15 protein-coding genes are annotated in these 15,529 nt (G+C 73.0%); 4 read left to right on the top strand and 11 right to left on the bottom strand.

Features of this window, described 5'->3' with window-relative positions:
- Positions 1 to 8 precede the first annotated feature (8 nt).
- Positions 9 to 1,697 carry a 2-isopropylmalate synthase gene (gene leuA / locus AB0N29_RS15645; RefSeq protein WP_364868429.1) on the bottom strand — a complete coding sequence of 563 codons (1,689 nt, stop codon included), beginning with the start codon at positions 1,695 to 1,697 and terminating at the stop codon, positions 9 to 11.
- Positions 1,698 to 1,989: 292 nt separating this feature from the next.
- Between leuA and AB0N29_RS15650 the strand changes: the two genes are divergently transcribed.
- Complete coding sequence (locus tag AB0N29_RS15650) at positions 1,990 to 2,475, top strand: NAD(P)H-dependent oxidoreductase (RefSeq protein WP_364868110.1); 486 nt, start codon at positions 1,990 to 1,992, stop codon at positions 2,473 to 2,475.
- A gap of 16 nt (positions 2,476 to 2,491) precedes the next feature.
- Here the strand turns inward: AB0N29_RS15650 and AB0N29_RS15655 are convergent, their stop codons facing one another.
- Entirely contained in the window at positions 2,492 to 4,399 is a 1,908-nt protein-coding gene (locus tag AB0N29_RS15655) for a SpoIIE family protein phosphatase (RefSeq protein WP_364868112.1), read from the bottom strand.
- A gap of 259 nt (positions 4,400 to 4,658) precedes the next feature.
- On the opposite strand from AB0N29_RS15655, the gene AB0N29_RS15660 reads away from it, so the two are divergent.
- From AB0N29_RS15660 to AB0N29_RS15670, 3 genes are read left to right on the top strand one after another with little or no spacing between them, the layout of a single operon-like run.
- Positions 4,659 to 5,444 (top strand): sigma-70 family RNA polymerase sigma factor, encoded by a 786-nt coding sequence (locus tag AB0N29_RS15660; RefSeq protein WP_302267291.1) that lies wholly within the window; start codon positions 4,659 to 4,661, stop codon positions 5,442 to 5,444.
- Between the two features lie 31 nt (positions 5,445 to 5,475).
- Positions 5,476 to 6,264, top strand: a complete 789-nt coding sequence (locus AB0N29_RS15665; protein ID WP_302267292.1) for a septum formation family protein — start codon at positions 5,476 to 5,478, stop codon at positions 6,262 to 6,264.
- Positions 6,264 to 7,103: a septum formation family protein gene (locus AB0N29_RS15670; RefSeq protein WP_364868114.1), complete on the top strand. Its 840-nt coding sequence runs from the start codon at positions 6,264 to 6,266 to the stop codon at positions 7,101 to 7,103. The genes AB0N29_RS15665 and AB0N29_RS15670 overlap by 1 nt, the downstream gene beginning before the upstream one ends.
- A 181-nt stretch (positions 7,104 to 7,284) precedes the next feature.
- Here the strand turns inward: AB0N29_RS15670 and era are convergent, their stop codons facing one another.
- The 9 genes from era to AB0N29_RS15715 are packed head-to-tail and all read right to left on the bottom strand — an operon-like array spanning position 7,285 to position 15,529.
- On the bottom strand, positions 7,285 to 8,217 hold the full coding sequence (gene era / locus AB0N29_RS15675; RefSeq protein WP_302267294.1) for a GTPase Era: 933 nt from the start codon (positions 8,215 to 8,217) through the stop codon (positions 7,285 to 7,287).
- Complete coding sequence (locus tag AB0N29_RS15680; protein ID WP_364868116.1) at positions 8,210 to 9,019, bottom strand: siderophore-interacting protein; 810 nt, start codon at positions 9,017 to 9,019, stop codon at positions 8,210 to 8,212. The genes era and AB0N29_RS15680 overlap by 8 nt, the downstream gene beginning before the upstream one ends.
- Positions 9,020 to 9,032: 13 nt before the next feature.
- Positions 9,033 to 10,301 carry a class I SAM-dependent methyltransferase gene (locus AB0N29_RS15685; protein ID WP_364868118.1) on the bottom strand — a complete coding sequence of 423 codons (1,269 nt, stop codon included), beginning with the start codon at positions 10,299 to 10,301 and terminating at the stop codon, positions 9,033 to 9,035.
- The gene (locus tag AB0N29_RS15690; RefSeq protein WP_364868120.1) at positions 10,298 to 11,656 is read right to left on the bottom strand and encodes an FAD-binding oxidoreductase; all 1,359 of its coding nucleotides are present in this window, start codon (positions 11,654 to 11,656) and stop codon (positions 10,298 to 10,300) included. Before AB0N29_RS15690 ends, AB0N29_RS15685 begins: the two co-directional genes overlap by 4 nt.
- A 56-nt stretch (positions 11,657 to 11,712) precedes the next feature.
- A complete protein-coding gene (locus AB0N29_RS15695) occupies positions 11,713 to 12,411 on the bottom strand; it encodes a DUF6226 family protein (protein WP_364868122.1) in 699 nt (232 codons plus the stop codon).
- A 4-nt stretch (positions 12,412 to 12,415) separates the two neighbouring features.
- A complete protein-coding gene (locus AB0N29_RS15700) occupies positions 12,416 to 12,769 on the bottom strand; it encodes a cytidine deaminase (protein ID WP_302267299.1) in 354 nt (117 codons plus the stop codon).
- On the bottom strand, positions 12,766 to 14,085 hold the full coding sequence (locus AB0N29_RS15705) for a hemolysin family protein (protein ID WP_364868124.1): 1,320 nt from the start codon (positions 14,083 to 14,085) through the stop codon (positions 12,766 to 12,768). The genes AB0N29_RS15700 and AB0N29_RS15705 overlap by 4 nt, the downstream gene beginning before the upstream one ends.
- Positions 14,070 to 14,519: an rRNA maturation RNase YbeY gene (gene ybeY, locus AB0N29_RS15710; protein ID WP_302267301.1), complete on the bottom strand. Its 450-nt coding sequence runs from the start codon at positions 14,517 to 14,519 to the stop codon at positions 14,070 to 14,072. The genes AB0N29_RS15705 and ybeY overlap by 16 nt, the downstream gene beginning before the upstream one ends.
- Complete coding sequence (locus tag AB0N29_RS15715; protein ID WP_302267302.1) at positions 14,516 to 15,529, bottom strand: PhoH family protein; 1,014 nt, start codon at positions 15,527 to 15,529, stop codon at positions 14,516 to 14,518. Before AB0N29_RS15715 ends, ybeY begins: the two co-directional genes overlap by 4 nt.

Raw genomic sequence — 15,529 nt, forward strand, 5'->3', positions numbered from 1 at the left:
CGGCCTGCTCAGGCGCGGTTGACGGCGCTGGTGACGGCCTTCAGGGAGGCGGTGACGATGTTGTGGTCGACGCCGATGCCCCACAGCACCTGGTCGCCCACGGCGCACTCGACGTACGCCGCGGCGTAGGCGTCGCCGCCGGCGGAGAGGGCGTGCTCGGCGTAGTCCAGGACGCGGACGTCCCAGCCACGTTCCTGGGCCAGCTCGAGGCCGTTGACGACCTCGACGAACGCCGCGATGGGACCGTTGCCGGTGCCCTCGAGCGTGCGCCGCTCGCCCTCGACCTGCACCTCGACGGTGAGCCGGTCCTTCTCACCCGCGGCCGAGGAGCTGTGCACCGTCTCGAGCCGCAGCGGGGTCTCGCGGGTGAGGTACTCGGCCTGGAAGACCTCCCAGATCGCCTCGGCGGTCATCTCGCCGCCCTCGGCGTCGGTGCGCTCCTGGATGACCCGGCTGAACTCGATCTGCGCGCGGCGCGGCAGGTCGAGCTTGTGCTCGTTCTTCAGCACGTAGGCCACGCCGCCCTTGCCGGACTGGCTGTTGACCCGGATGACGGCCTCGTAGGACCGCCCGACGTCGTGCGGGTCGATCGGCAGGTACGGCGCCTCCCACGGCAGCTGCTCGACCGGGACGCCCTGCTCGGAGGCCTGGCGCTCGAGGTCCTCCAGCCCCTTCTTGATCGCGTCCTGGTGGGACCCGGAGAACGCCGTGTAGACCAGGTCGCCGGCGTAGGGGTGCCGCGGGTGCACCGGCAGCTGGGTGCAGTACTCGACCGTGCGGCGCACTTCGTCGATGTCGCTGAAGTCGATCTGCGGGTCGATGCCCTGGCTGAACAGGTTCATGCCGAGGGTCACCAGGCACACGTTGCCGGTCCGCTCGCCGTGCCCGAACAGGCAGCCCTCGACGCGGTCGGCGCCGGCCATCATCGCCAGCTCGGTGGCGGCGACCGCGGTGCCGCGGTCGTTGTGCGGGTGCAGCGAGATGACGGTGTGCTCACGCCGGGTCAGCTGGCGGGAGAACCACTCGATCTGGTCGGCGTAGACGTTGGGCGTCGCCATCTCGACGGTCGCCGGCAGGTTGAGGATGATCTCGCGACCGTCCTCGGGCTGCCACACGTCGGTGACCGCCTCGCACACCTCGGCCGAGAACGGCAGCTCGGTCGCGGTGAAGATTTCGGGGCTGTACTCGTAGCCGATCACCGTGGCGTCGAGGTAGCTCTCGATGTTCTTCATCACCGCGTTGGTGCCGCGGACCGCGATGTCCTTGATCTCGTCGGTGCTCGCGCGGAACACCACGCGGCGGAAGAGCGGCGCGACCGCGTTGTAGAGGTGGATGTTGGCGCGCGGCACCCCGACCAGCGACTGCACGCTGCGCTCGATCAGGTCCTCGCGGGCCTGGGTCAGCACCGAGATCGTGACGTCGTCGGGGATCCGGTCGCCCTCGATCAGCTGGCGGACGAAGGAGTAGTCGGTCTCCGAGGCAGCCGGGAAGCCGACCTCGATCTCCTTGTAGCCCATGTTCACGAGCAGGTCGAACATCTGCATCTTGCGCGCAGGGCTCATCGGGTCGATCAGGGCCTGGTTGCCGTCGCGCAGGTCGGTGGAGAGCCAGCGCGGCGCCTGGGTGATCGTCTGCGAGGGCCAGGTGCGGTCGGGCAGGTCGACCGGCGGGAAGGCACGGTAGCGCTCGAACGGCATCCCGCTCGGCTTCTGGTGCGCCGCCTGGTGGACGGTGCGGCGGGGCTGGGTGGGCTGGACGGGCTCGGTGGTCATGGGGATCCTCGGCTGTCTGCTGGGTGGGGCCTGGTGGGGCCCAGGGGCGCCGGCCGCGCGAGCACTCCGCAGCGAGGGGGTCCGGCTGGGCTCAGACCTCGCTGCGGCAGCGAAGGAGGAGGTGCTGACGCATCATGACCCCGCCACCCTAGCCGACCTGCTCCGGCGCTCGCGGCGCCGGTCACGATCTGGGCAGCCGGCCAGGCATGCTGGGGAGGTGCCGACCCTCCTCATCGTCCACCACGCGCCGACCCCGGGCGTCCGTGCACTCGCGGACGCGGTCGTGGCCGGCGCGCACGACGACGCGATCGAGGGCGTGGACGTCGTGGTGCGCGCCGCCCTCGAGGCGACGGCCGCCGACGTCCTGGGCGCGGACGGCTACCTGCTCGGCACGCCGGCGAACTTCGGGTACATGTCGGGCGCGCTCAAGCACTTCTTCGACACGATCTTCCTCGAGGCCGGCGGAGCGTTGACCGACGACGGCGGCGCCGCCGCGAGCGCCGGCGAGGCCAAGCCGTTCGGGCTGTGGGTGCACGGCCGCTACGACACCACGGGCGCGGTGCGGTCGGTCCTCTCGATCGTCGGGGCACTCGCCTGGCGCCAGTCCGCGGCGGTCCTCGAGGTCCTCGGCGACGTGGGCGGGGCGGAGCGGGACGCGGCGTACGAGCTCGGCGGCACGGTGGCGGCGCTGCTCGACGGGTGAGCGGCGCCCGCCCCGATCAGCTGGTCGTGTAGGGCAGCCGGACCATCTCGAGCACGTGCTGGGCCGGCGAGCCGAGGGGCGCCACCAGGTGGAGCACACCGAGCCCCGGGCCGCTGACCGGTGCGATCGCCTCGTAGAGGACCTGCACCCCCGCGCTGGCCAGGAGCGTCACCGCCGACATGTCGACGACCAGGTCCGAGGTGCCGCCGTACGACGCGTGCGCGAGCCGGCGGCGAAGCTCGTCGGTGCAGCGGTGGTCCACGGTGCCGCTGAGCACCAGGACGCCCGGCCGCTCCTCGATCGTGAGCGGCTCGCGGGTCGCGGCACGCGAACCGGAAGCGGTCAGCATGCCGACCGAGCGGGTGGGGCGCAGCCGCAGCCGCGCGGTCGTGCCCTGCTCGCCGTGCTCGATCTCGAACTCGTCGGTGAAGCCGCGGGCCATGGCCAGGCCCCGCCCGCGGCTCCCGGGAGCGCCGGGGACGCGCCAGGTGCCGTTGTCCCGGACGGTCACCTCGACGTAGCCCTCGTCGTCGAGGTGGGCGACCAGCTCGACGACCGCCTCGGTCCGCCGGGTGGCGGCGGAGTAGGCGTGCTCGCAGGCGTTGGTGACCACCTCGCCGACGGCGTGCTGCAGCGCGACCTCGTCAAGCGGTCCGACCTGCAGCTCGTCGAGCCACTCGGCCAGCTCGGCGCGGACGACGCGGGGCGTGTCCGGCATGGCGGGGTAGGTGAGCTCGAGGTCGGGCATCGGCTCGACCAGCTCGGCCGCGAGCACCGTGACGTCGTCGGCGACCCCGGTCGAGCCGGCCAGCCGCTCGATGGACTCCCGGCAGATCCGCTCCGGGACCCGCTCGTCGATCCGCTCCAGGTCGGGGCCAGCGAGGACGGCCTCGCGGACGACCTCGGCCAGGTCGACGGTGCACTGGGCCACCGTGCGGCCGGGGCGCTCGACGATGCCGTCGCTGTACATCACCAGGACGTCGCCCTCCTCGAGCTGGTGCTCGGCCAGGTCGAACGGGAGCCCGGACGCGAGCGGTCCGGCGCCGGAGGACGGGAGGAAAGTGGTCTCGCCGCTCGGGCTGACCACCATCGGCGGCGGGTGCCCGGCGGTGCAGTAGACGAGCTCGCCGGTCTGCGGGTCCAGCACGGCCGCGCAGACGGTGGCCGCGCGCGCCGGCGGCACGCGGCGGGCGCGTGAATCGAGCAGCTCCAGGGCGGCCTCGATGTCGCCGTCGAGGCGCGCGCGCTCCTCGAACAGGGCCCGCAGCTCGCCCATGGCGACCGAGGCGCGCACGCCGTGGCCGACCACGTCGCCCACGGCGAGCACCAAGCGGCCGTCCTCCAAAGCGACGGCGTCGAACCAGTCGCCGCCGGCGACCGTGCCCTCGTCGGCGAGGAGGTAGCGGGCGGCCAGCCGGACGCCCCGCGGGATCGGCACGCCGCCGGGGAGCAGCGCGTCCTGGAGCGCGACGAGGGTCTGGTCGGGGCCGGCCGGCGCTGCGGGCGCGGCCGGGCGCGAGGGGGCGGAAGGGGCAGGGCGGGCGGGGCCGGCGAGCGCCTGGGCGACCACGCCGCGGAGGACGCCGTCGGGGTCGCGCCACGGCGCGACGCCGACCACGAGCGGGCCGGCGCCGCCCGGCTCGACCTCGCCGACGCGCGGCTCACCGGTCTCGTGGACCGCACGGACCAGGGCGAGCAGGTCTCCGGTCACCGGACCCACCGGCGACCCGGCGGCCGAGCCGGCGGCCAGCGCGGAGACGTCGTCACCGCCGAGCAACGCACGCCCGGCCTCGTTGACCTCGGCGAGCCGGAGGTCAGGGCCTTCGAAGAGGGCGAGGAGTCCCGGGGCCTGCTGGAAGGCGGCCGACCGGCCGGAGTCGAACGACCCGTCCATGGCGTCCCTTCGCTGGTGCTGCTCGCTCATGGCCCTCCTGTGCCCAATCAGCGGGCTGGGTCACCCCCGCGACGGTGGCAATCCTCACAGGTCTCGGAGCGCTCGACCCTCGGTTCCCCCGATCGCCTGCGTCACACCGGTCACAGCGGCGCCGCCGCGCGTCCGACAAGGGTGAGATCGCCCACCTTTCACCCGGGGGGATGAGGTACGGCACCTGGGGCGGAGGGTTCTGTGGGGACGTACCCGCTGACGGCGGCACGAGCTCCTCCACCTCGGGACGGACCGAACCATGACGTCTGCTCACCACACCACCCGCCTGCCCCGCGCCGAGCGCGCCGCCCGCACCGAGGCGCTCCTCGAGCGGCTCCGGGACTGCGCCGACGAGGACCGTCGTGAGGACCTCCGCCGGGAGCTGGTGATGGTCAACCGTGGCGTCGCCGAGGCGGTGGCCAAGCGCTACCGCGGCCGGGGCCTCGCCGACGACGACCTGGCCCAGGTCGCCTACCTCGGCCTGACCAAGGCCGTGACCCGGTTCGACCCCGACCGCGGCCACGACCTGCTCACCTTCGCGGTGCCGACCATCCGCGGCGAGATCACCCGCCACTTCCGCGACCACGGCTGGGCGGTGCGGCCGCCGCGGCGGGTCCAAGAGCTGCAGAGCCGGTTCAACCGGACCGTCGACGACCTCCACCAGGAGCTCGGCCGGGAGCCGACCGACAGCGACATCCGCGAGGCGCTGGGCCTGAGCCGTGAGGAGTACGACGAGGTGGCCGGCGCGTGGGGCTGCTTCGCGCCCCGGTCGCTGGACCAGCCCGTGGGCAGCGACGAGGGTGCCGCACTGATGGACCTGCTGCCCGAGGAGGGCGTCGACGACCCGCACGCGGTCAGCGAGGCACGCGTCGCGCTGGCGCCGGTCGTGCGGTCGCTCGGCGAGCGCGACCAGCGGATCCTCTACCTGCGCTTCTTCGAGGACCGCAGCCAGGCCGAGATCGGCGCGGACCTCGGCGTCAGCCAGGTCCAGGTGTCCCGCCTGCTGGGCAAGATCCTCGACCGGATGCGTGCGGAGCTCGCCTGAGGGCCCACCGGTCGCGGGTAGCATCCGGCGCGTGCGCCTGCTCCCCGCCCTGCTGCTCCCGCTGGTCCTGCTGGCCGGCTGCGGCGAGCTCCAGGGCGGCGACACCGACCCCGACCAGGTCGACTCCGTCGAGGCGCCGGCGCTCGGCGCGTGCCGGGTGCTCGGCCCCGACGACGTGGCCCAGGCCAGCAACGCCACCCGCACGGTGGAGTGCTCGGAGCGGCACACCGCCCAGACCTTCGCGGTCGGTGACCTGCCGGAGGACCTGCACGACGCGGCGTACGACTCCGAGGAGCTCGGCGCCTTCGCCTACGAGACCTGCTCGACGGGCTTCCAGAAGCTGCTGGGCGCCGACGAGAGCCTCGTGATGCGCACCGTCGTGAGCTGGGCCTGGTTCCGGCCCTCCGAGGATGCCTGGGACGACGGGGCGCGCTGGTACCGCTGCGACGTCGTCGGCGGCGGCGAGCAGAGCACCGAGTACGTCGCGCTGCCCGAGACCGCGGAGGGTCTGCTCATGGGCCGCCCGCAGGACAAGTGGATGGTGTGCGCGGTCGGCCCCTCCGTCGACGCCGGCACCAAGGTGCCGTGCTCGGCGAAGCACGACTGGCGCGCGGTGACGACCATCAAGGTCGGCGACAAGGGCGACGAATACCCCGGGGACCGGATCGTCGAGGTCACCACGCGCGACTACTGCTCGGAGTCGGTGGGTGCCTGGCTGGGCTACCCCGTGGAGTACGACTTCGGCTACACCTGGTTCCACGAGGCCGACTGGCAGGCCGGCAACCGCCGCTCGGTGTGCTGGGCCCGGACCCCGGACTGATGCGTCGGCGCGGCGCCGCCGTCGTCCTCGGCCTGGTCCTGCTCGGGCCGGCCGCGCTCGCCGGCTGCTCCTCCGAGCCCGACGAGCAGCCGGACCGCTCCCCCTCGTCGTCGGCCGCCACGTCGGCCCCGCCCGCGTCCGCGGCGCCCCTGCGCGAGCCGCGGGACCGGGCCTGCTACCGGATGGCGTACGCCGAGGCGGTCGCGCCGACCACCGCGGCGCCCACGGTGCCGTGCTCGGAGCCGCACACCTCCACGACGTACGCCGTCGGCGAGCTCGACACCGTCGTCGGCGGCCACCTGCTGGCCGTCGACTCCGAGCGGGTCCAGCAGCAGGTCGCGGCCGAGTGCCCCCGCCGGCTCGGGTCCTTCGTCGGCGGCGACCGCACGGCGCTGCGGCTGAGCATGCTGCGGTCGGTGTGGTTCACCCCGACCGTGGAGGAGTCCGACGCGGGGGCGGACTGGTTCCGCTGCGACGTCGTCGCGCTCGCCGGCCCCGAGCGGCTCGCGCCGCTCACCGGGCGGGTCGCCGGCGTCCTCGACCGGCCCGCGGCGGCGCAGCGGTGGGCGATGTGCGGCACCGCCGGTCCGGACGCGCGGGACTTCCGGCGGGTGCTGTGCTCGGCCCCGCACGCCTGGCGCGCGGTCTCGGTCGTCGACCTCGGCACCGGGCGCTACCCGGGCGCAGGGCCGGCCCGCGCGGCCGGCCAGGGCCCGTGCGAGGACGCCGGCCGGGCGGCCGCCGCGGACCCGCTCAGCTTCGAGTGGGGCTACGAGTGGCCGACCGCCGAGCAGTGGGACGCCGGGATGACCTTCGGCCGCTGCTGGGCGCCGGACTGACTGAGCAGCCGCCCGCGAGGAACGAGCGGGCGGCGTCGCGAAGGAAGGTCGAGCGAGCCCCGCGACCGAGGGACGAGGTCGCGACGGGCGTGTCGAGACCCGGTGAGAGGCCTACGGTAGTGGGTACGTCACCTGGTCGCGGCGGGCCGCTGGCGCGCCTTCGTGCTCGACCAGCGGGTGGTCAGAAGCCGAGCTTGCGCAGCTGGCGCGGGTCCCGCTGCCAGTCCTTGGCGATCTTGACGTGCAGGTCGAGGTAGACCGGCGTGCCGAGGAGCGCCTCGATCTGCTTGCGGGAGTCGGTGCCGATCTTGCGCAGCCGGGACCCCTTGTGGCCGATGATGATGCCCTTCTGGGAGTCGCGCTCGACGTACACGTTGGCGTGGATGTCGAGCAGCGGCTTGTCCTCGGGCCGGTCCTCGCGCAGGCCCATCTCCTCGACGACCACCGCGATGGAGTGCGGGAGCTCGTCGCGGACGTCCTCCAGCGCCGCCTCGCGGATCAGCTCCGCGACGAGGATCTCCTCCGGGGCGTCGCTGAGGTCGCCGTCGGGGTAGAGCTGCGGGCCCTCGGGCAGCAGCCCGATGAGCAGGTCCGCGAGCAGCTCGACCTGGTCGCCGGCCTGCGCCGAGACGGGGACGATCTCGGCCCACTCGGTGCCGGTCTCGGCGCCGAGCGCCTGGATGTCGAGCAGGTGCTGGCCGACCTGCTCGGGGGTGGCGAGGTCGGTCTTGGTCGCGATCGCGACCTTCTTCGTCCGCTTGACCTTGGCCATCTCGTTGACGATGAACCGGTCGCCGGGCCCGATCTTCTCGTTCGCCGGGAAGCACGCCGCGACGACGTCGACCTCGGCCAGCGTGGTCTTCACGAGGTCGTTGAGCCGCTCGCCGAGCAGCGTGCGCGGACGGTGCAGCCCGGGGGTGTCGACCAGCACCAGCTGGGCGTCGGGCCGGTGCACGATGCCGCGCACCACGGTGCGGGTCGTCTGCGGCTTGGAGCTGGTGATCACGACCTTCGCGCCCACCAGCGCGTTGGTCAGCGTCGACTTGCCCGCGTTGGGCCGGCCGACGAACGACGCGAAGCCGCTGCGGTGCTCGGGGGTCTGCTGCTCAGCCATCGGAGGCCCTGTCTGTCGCTGCGGCTGAGTCGTAGTCGGCCCAGATCTGGTCGTCGCTCTTGCCGGCGGCCTTCCCGGCCCGCCACACCGGGCCCGGGTCGACGGCGCGTGGCTGGCGCTTCGCGTTCGCGCGCCAGTAGCCCATGACGTCGTACGCCGTGCTCGGCAGCCGCCGGTCGTGCATCAGGTGCTTGCGCACCGCCCGCATCTGGGCGGACTCCCCCGCCATCCAGAAGTAGCCCTCGCCCGCGGGCCAGTCGATCGCCTCGACGGCCGCGGCGAGGCGGCTCTCCCCGTCCCCCGGCTGCTCCAGCCAGGTCACGTCGGCCCCGGCCGGGAGGTAGCCCGCCAGCTCGTCGGCGGCCGGCACCTCCGCCCAGACGCGCGTCGGCACGTCGACGGACTCCCGGATCCGCGCCATCGCCGGCAGCGCGGTCAGGTCGCCCACGAGCAGCAGCCAGGCGGCGTCGTCGGGCATGGCGAAGGAGCCCTTCGGCTCGGTCACCGTCACGGTCTCGCCGACCACGTCGCGGCGGGCCCACTCGGTGACCAGGCCGACCTCGTGCACGACGACGTCCAGCGCGAGCTCGCCACCCGCGCCGGCGGCGGGGTCCCACGACCGGACGGTGTAGTACCGGCTCTGGAACTGCCCGGGCACCACCAGCCCCACCCACTCGTCCGGCACGCCGGTCGATGTGAAGCCGGTGAGCCCGGGCCCGCCGAGCACGAGCCGCACGAGGTGGTCGGAGACCTGGGTACGGCTCACGACCTGCGCGGAGTGCTGCTGGGCCCGGGTGCTCACCGGGTCAGGCTAGTCACCACGTCGGACGCAGCGGGAATCCGTCGGAGCCGTCCTCGGTGGTGTTGACCGCCAGCACCTGGTGGAGCTGGATCTCGTTGCGCTCGAAGGCCAGCCGCGAGCCGGCCATGTAGAGGCCCCACACCCGGGCGGTGCCCTCGCCGACCTCGGCGACGCACGCGTCCCAGTTCTCGGCCAGGTTGCGGCACCAGTCACGCAGGGTCATCGCGTAGTGGAGCCGCAGGTTCTCCTCGTGCATGACCTCGAGGCCGGCGTCCTGCGCGGTCGTGATGATCGTGCCCGAGCCGGTCAGCTCCCCGTCGGGGAAGACGTAGCGGTCGATGAACGCGCCGGTGCTCGCCGGGCGGTTGTGCGGCCGGGTGATGCAGTGGTTGAGCAGCCGGCCCTCGGGCTTGAGGTGGTCGCGCAGGAAGCCGAAGTACGCCGGGTAGTTGCGCACCCCGATGTGCTCGGTGAGGCCGATCGAGCTGATCGCGTCGAAGTCGGACTCGAGCACGTCGCGGTAGTCGGAGTGCCGGACCTCGACCAGGTCGCCGACGCCGGCCTCGTCGATGGCGTTCTTCGCCCACGACGCCTGCTCGCGCGACAGCGTGACGCCGAGCGCCTTCACGCCGTACTCCTTGGCGGCGTGGATGACCATGCCGCCCCAGCCGCAGCCGACGTCCAGCAGGCGCTGGCCGGGCTGGAGGTCGAGCTTGCGGGCGACCAGGTCGAACTTCTCGGCCTGCGCCTGCTCCAGCGAGGCCGACTCGTCGGCGAAGACCGCGCACGTGTAGGCCATCGACGGGCCGAGCACGTGGCGGTAGAAGGCGTTGGAGACGTCGTAGTGGTGGCTGATGACCTCCGCGTCGCGGGAGAGCGAGTGCCGCACGCCCTCGACCACCCGGCGCCAGCGCGGCAGGTGCTCCTGCGGCGGGGGCGGCGGGGGCTTGAGGTGGTTGATGCCGAGCCCACGGACGAGCCGGACCGCCTCGGCGGCACTCGGCTTGCGGAAGCGCAGGTGGTTCATGAGCAGGGTCATCGCGTCGTAGGGGTCGCCGGGGTGCACGCCGTGCACCTCGAGGTCGCCCGAGACGTAGGCGCGCGCCATGCCGAGGTCGCCCGGCGCGGTCATGATGTAGGCCAGCCCGCGGGGGTTCTTCAGCTCCAGGCGGATGTCGGCGTCGGCGGGGCCGGCGGCCGACCCGTCGTACGCCTCGAACCGCACCGGCATCCCGTCACGGAGCAGCGACGCCACCGCGTCGCCGATCGAGATCGAGGTCACCGTCTCCTCACCACCTTGTCGTAGAGGCTCGTCAGCCTGTTGTCGGGGTCGTACGTGCTCTTGATCGTCGCGAGGTGCTCGCCGGCGTAGAGCCGGTCGAAGGTCTCGCGGTCGTAGAAGGCCTCGGAGTAGAGCGACTTGTGGCCGCCCAGCTCGTGCACCTCCTCCTCGATGGCCCGGTTGAGCGGACCCTCGGGTGCCTCGGGGCCCACGTGCACCGTTCCCCAGAAACCCGCGTTGACGTACGTCGCGCCGGCCTCGAGGGGGTAGGTGGACCAGTCGCGCTTGGCGACGAGGGGGCACAGCCACACCGGGCGCATGCCGACGGCCTCGTCGAACCACGACAGGAAGTCCGCGAGGCGCCCGACTGGCACCTCGACGTCCTGGATGACGCGCTCGCGCTGGGGGCGACCGGCCCGGCGGTCGAGCCGGTCGACCACGCCGTAGCGCCGCTCGAGCGCCACGAGCCGGTGGTAGACGTCCGACCGGCGCCAGCGGCGCGGCCACACCCGGCGCACGACGGGGTGCTGCGCGCCGAACGCCCCCGAGCACCAGAACCAGTCGGTGTCCCAGCGCCACAGGTAGTCGTAGGTCGTCAGCAGGTCGGTCTCCCGCTGCTGGATGCTGCGGTAGAAGACGTCCTGGCCGGTGTAGTCGCTGGTCGGCCCGGGCTCCTCCTGCCACGTCGCCAGGGTCAGGTAGAGCTCGTCGGGCGAGAACGCCACGCCGTCGAGGCCGTCGACCCGGACGCCGTCGTGCTCGCGGGTCGCCACGATGTCCTCGACCGCCGCGGCCAGGGCTGCGGCGTCGTCGAAGCGAACGTGGCGCAGCGCCACGTAGGACGGCACCGGCTCGAGCTCGATCCGCAGCCGGGTGGCGTAGCCGAGCGAGCCGTAGGAATTCGGGAAGGCGTCGAACAGCTCGTCGCCGGGCCGCGCGGTGACCACCTCGCCCGCGCCGGTGAACACGTCCATCTCGAGCACCGACTCGTGCGGCAGGCCGTTGCGGAAGCTCGTGGACTCGATGCCGAGACCGGTCACCGCGCCGCCCAGCGTGATCGTGCGCAGCTGCGGCACGACGTAGGGCATCAGCCCGTGCGGCAGGGTGGCGTCGACCAGGTCCTCGTAGGTGCACATGCCCTGCACGTCGGCCGTGCGGGCGACGGGGTCGACGGCGATGACGCCGGTGAGGCCGCTGACGTCCAGGCCGGGGCCGGTCGTGGTGGCGCGCGGCCGGAAGAGGTTCGAGGTCTGCTTGGCCAGCCGCACCGGGACACCGGCCGGGATCGCGGCGTACGACGCGCGCAGCCGGTCGACCGCCTCCGCGTGCTGCTGCCAGGCGTTGACGGTTGTCACGGGCAACAAGTTACTCCGGTGCGCGGGCGTTCTGCGCGAGGGTCCTTCGGCCCAGGTCAGGCGGTGGCGGGCGTCACGACGGCCGCCTCGGGCCCGTCGGGCGCGAACCAGGACCGGCCGGAGGTGCTGGGGTACGGCGACGTGCCGGCCCGGGCGCGCTCGACCTCGGCGACGTAGTCGTCGGGGATGCTGAAGCCGCTCGCCGAGCAGCCGTTCGGGTCGCTGGTCGCGTGCGACCCGCCGGGAAGCTCGACCCGCACGAACCCGCCGCGGACGACGTGCAGGACGTGCTCGTCGAGCTCGGTGAGGTAGCCCGCCGATCCCTCATCGCAGGCGTCGCAGCCGCAGTCGGGCACGACGGTGACGAGCACCGGGGGCTCGGCCACCCACAGCTCGGCGACGGTCTCGGTGACGCCGTCCATGCTGCGCAGGCCGACCAGGAGCGGCAGCGCGCCGGCACGCACGGGCCGCAGCCACCAGGATCGCTCCAGGGGCGTCGTCGGGTGGCAGGCGAGCACCGCTGGCTCGGCCACCTCCTCGACGCGCGCCAGCCGTGCCGCGACGAGGACCTCGGTCCAGGCACGGGCCCGGGCCGCCAGGATGCGGTACTTGGCGGGGTCCAGCAGCCGGGAGTACTCCTCCTCGGCCGGCGACTCCGCGCCCGGGTGCGGGTCGTCCCAGGGCGGGGTGCCCGCGCCGAGGACGGCGAACCGTGCCTCGACCGCGGCGAGCAGCGCCTGCTCCTCGGCGGTCACGGGCTCAGGTCGTGGCGGTCGCGAGGAGCGTCCCGCGGGGGTCGCCCCGGTGGACGACCACGCCCGCGCCGCCGAGGTCGCGCAGCGCCCCGAGGTCCCCCTCGGCCACCGCGTCGGCGTCGGTGAGGACGACGGCGGCCTCGAGCCCGGTGGCGCCCGAGGCGACGGCCATGGCGACGCACACGCCGAGCGCGGAGACCTGCAGGGAGGGCAGGTCGACGGTCGCCGCGGCGTACGTGCGGCCGTCCGCGTCGCGCACGGCGGCGCCCTCCGCGGCGCTGGTGCGGGCCCGGGTGGCCCGGGCGAGGGTCACCAGCTTGCGGTCCTCCGCGCTGGGCTGGTCGGTGGGGTCGCTCACTCGTCCTCCGGGGTGTCTTCGTCGGGATCGGCGTCGCTGACCGGCAGGATCCGGACGGTCGCGACCTTGTTGCGACGGCCCGACGGGCCCTCGGCCTCGAAGCGCAGACCGTGCGCCACCACGACCGAGCCGGGGATCGGCACCCGGCCCAGGTGCTTGGCCATCAGGCCGCCGACGCTGTCGACGTCCTCCTCCTCGACGTCGAAGCCGAAGAGCTCGTCGAGGTCGTCGACGGGGTAGCGCGAGGAGACCCGCCAGCCCTCGGCGCCCTCGAGCCGCTCGGTCTCGACCTGCTCCTCGTCGTACTCGTCGGTGATCTCCCCGACGATCTCCTCGAGCAGGTCCTCGATCGTGATGATGCCGGCGGTGCCGCCGTACTCGTCGACGACGACCGCGATGTGCTGGCGGTTGGCCTGCATCTCCGAGAGCAGCGCGTCGACCGGCTTGGACTCCGGAACCCAGGAGACCGGGCGCATGACCTCGTCGATGCGCTGGGTGAACTCCACCTCGGGTGCCTCGAAGTCGCGGCGGACGACGTCCTTGAGGTAGGCGAAGCCGACGATGTTGTCGAGGTTCTCGTCGATGACCGGCACCCGGGAGAACCCGGAGCGCAGGAAGAGCGAGAGCGTCTGGCGCAGGTTCTTGTGGCGCTCGACGTAGACCACGTCGTTGCGCGGCACCATGACCTCGCGGGCGGTCGTGTCACCGAGCTCGAAGACCGAGTGGATCATCCGCCGCTCCCCCGACTCGATGACCGCGGAGGCCTCGGCGAGGTCGACCAGCTCGCGCAGCTCGGTCTCGGTGGAGAACGGCCCCTCGCGGAAGCCGCGGCCCGGCGTCAGCGCGTTGCCGACGACGATCAGCAGCCGCGGCAGCGGGCCGAGCACCCGGCTGACCGCCATCAGCGGGCCGGCCGAGAAGAGCGCGACGGTCTCGGAGTGCTGGCGGCCCAGGGTGCGGGGTGCCACGCCGATGACGACGAAGCTCACGACCAGCATCACGCCGATGGTGATGAGCACGCTGGCCCACCACGCGCCGTCGAGCCCGTCGTCGATCTGCAGGGTGACCAGCACGATCGCGGCGACCTCGCACAGCATGCGCAGGAAGAGCGCGGTGTTGAGGTAGCGGACCGGGTCGTCGAGCAGGGCCAGCAGCCGCTTGGCGCCGGCGCGCTCCTCCCCCACCAGCTCCTCGGCGCGGGCGCGCGAGAACGCGCTGATGCCGGCGTCGACGGCGGAGAAGAGTCCCGCGAGCACGACCAGGCCGGCCGCCGTGACCAGCAGCCAGAGGTCCTCGGCGTTCACCGGGAGCGCCACTCCTTCAGGATCTCGTCCTGCAGGCCGAACATCTCCCGGTGCTCCTCGGGCTCGGCGTGGTCGTAGCCGAGCAGGTGCAGGATGCCGTGCACGGTGAGCAGCTCGATCTCGGCGGCCTTGCCGTGACCGGCGGTCTCCCCCTGCTTCTCGGCGATCTCCGGGCAGAGCACGAGGTCACCGAGGACGCCCTCCTCGGGCTCCTCGTCGACCAGGCCGGGGCGCAGCTCGTCCATCGGGAAGGCGAGGACGTCGGTCGGCCCCTCCTTCTCCATCCACTGCTCGTTGAGCTCGGCGATGGTGGCCTCGTCGACCGCCTTGATGCACAGCTCGGCCATGGGGTGGACGCGCATCCGGTCCATCACGAACCGGCTGAGGTCGGCCAGCCACCGCACGTCCAGCTCGTGGCCGGACTCGTCGAGGACCTCGATGCTCACCGGCTCGCGTCCTTGGCCCGCTGCTCGCTGGTGCGCTCCCGCTCGGCGTCGAACTCGTCGTACGCCGCCACGATCTTGCCGACCAGGCGGTGCCGGACGACGTCGTGGCTGGAGAGGCGGTTGAAGGAGATGTCCTCGACCCCGTCGAGGATGCCCTCGACGATCCGCAGCCCGGACCGGACCCCGCCGGGGAGGTCGGTCTGGGTGATGTCGCCGGTGACGACGACCTTGGAGCCGAAGCCCAGGCGGGTGAGGAACATCTTCATCTGCTCGGGCGTGGTGTTCTGCGCCTCGTCGAGGATGATGAAGGAGTCGTTGAGCGTGCGGCCGCGCATGTACGCCAGCGGCGCCACCTCGATCGTCCCGGCGGCCAGCAGCTTCGGGATCGTCTCGGGGTCCATCATGTCGTGCAGCGCGTCGTAGAGCGGCCGCAGGTACGGGTCGATCTTCTCGCTCAGCGTGCCCGGCAGGAAGCCGAGGTGCTCGCCGGCCTCGACGGCCGGGCGGGTGAGGATGATCCGGTTGACGTTCTTGCTCTGCAGGGCCTGCACTGCCTTGGCCATGGCGAGGTAGGTCTTGCCCGTGCCCGCCGGGCCGATGCCGAACGTGATCGTGTGCTTGTCGATGGAGTCGACGTAGCGCTTCTGGTTCAGCGTCTTCGGGCGGATCGACCGGCCGCGGTTGCTGAGGATGTTGAGGCTCAGCACGTCCGCCGGGCGCTCGGTCGTCTCGGCGCGCAGCATCGCCAGCACGCGCTCGACGGTCTCGCCCGTGACGCCCTGGCCGGTGCGGATGATCGTCACCAGCTCGTCGAGCAGCCGCTCGGCCAGCGCGACCTCGCCCGGCTCGCCGTACAGGGTGATCCGGTTGCCGCGGACGTGCACGTCCGCGTCGAAGGCCTGCTCGATCAGCGCGAGGTGCTCGTCGCCGGGACCGAGGAGGCTCACCATGTTGATGCTGTTCGGGACCACGACGGTGTGCCGCGTGGTGTGGGTCTGGCTGTCAGTCAT

It is taken from the genome of Nocardioides sp. NPDC092400, assembly GCF_040684155.1.
Taxonomy (GTDB): domain Bacteria; phylum Actinomycetota; class Actinomycetes; order Propionibacteriales; family Nocardioidaceae; genus Nocardioides.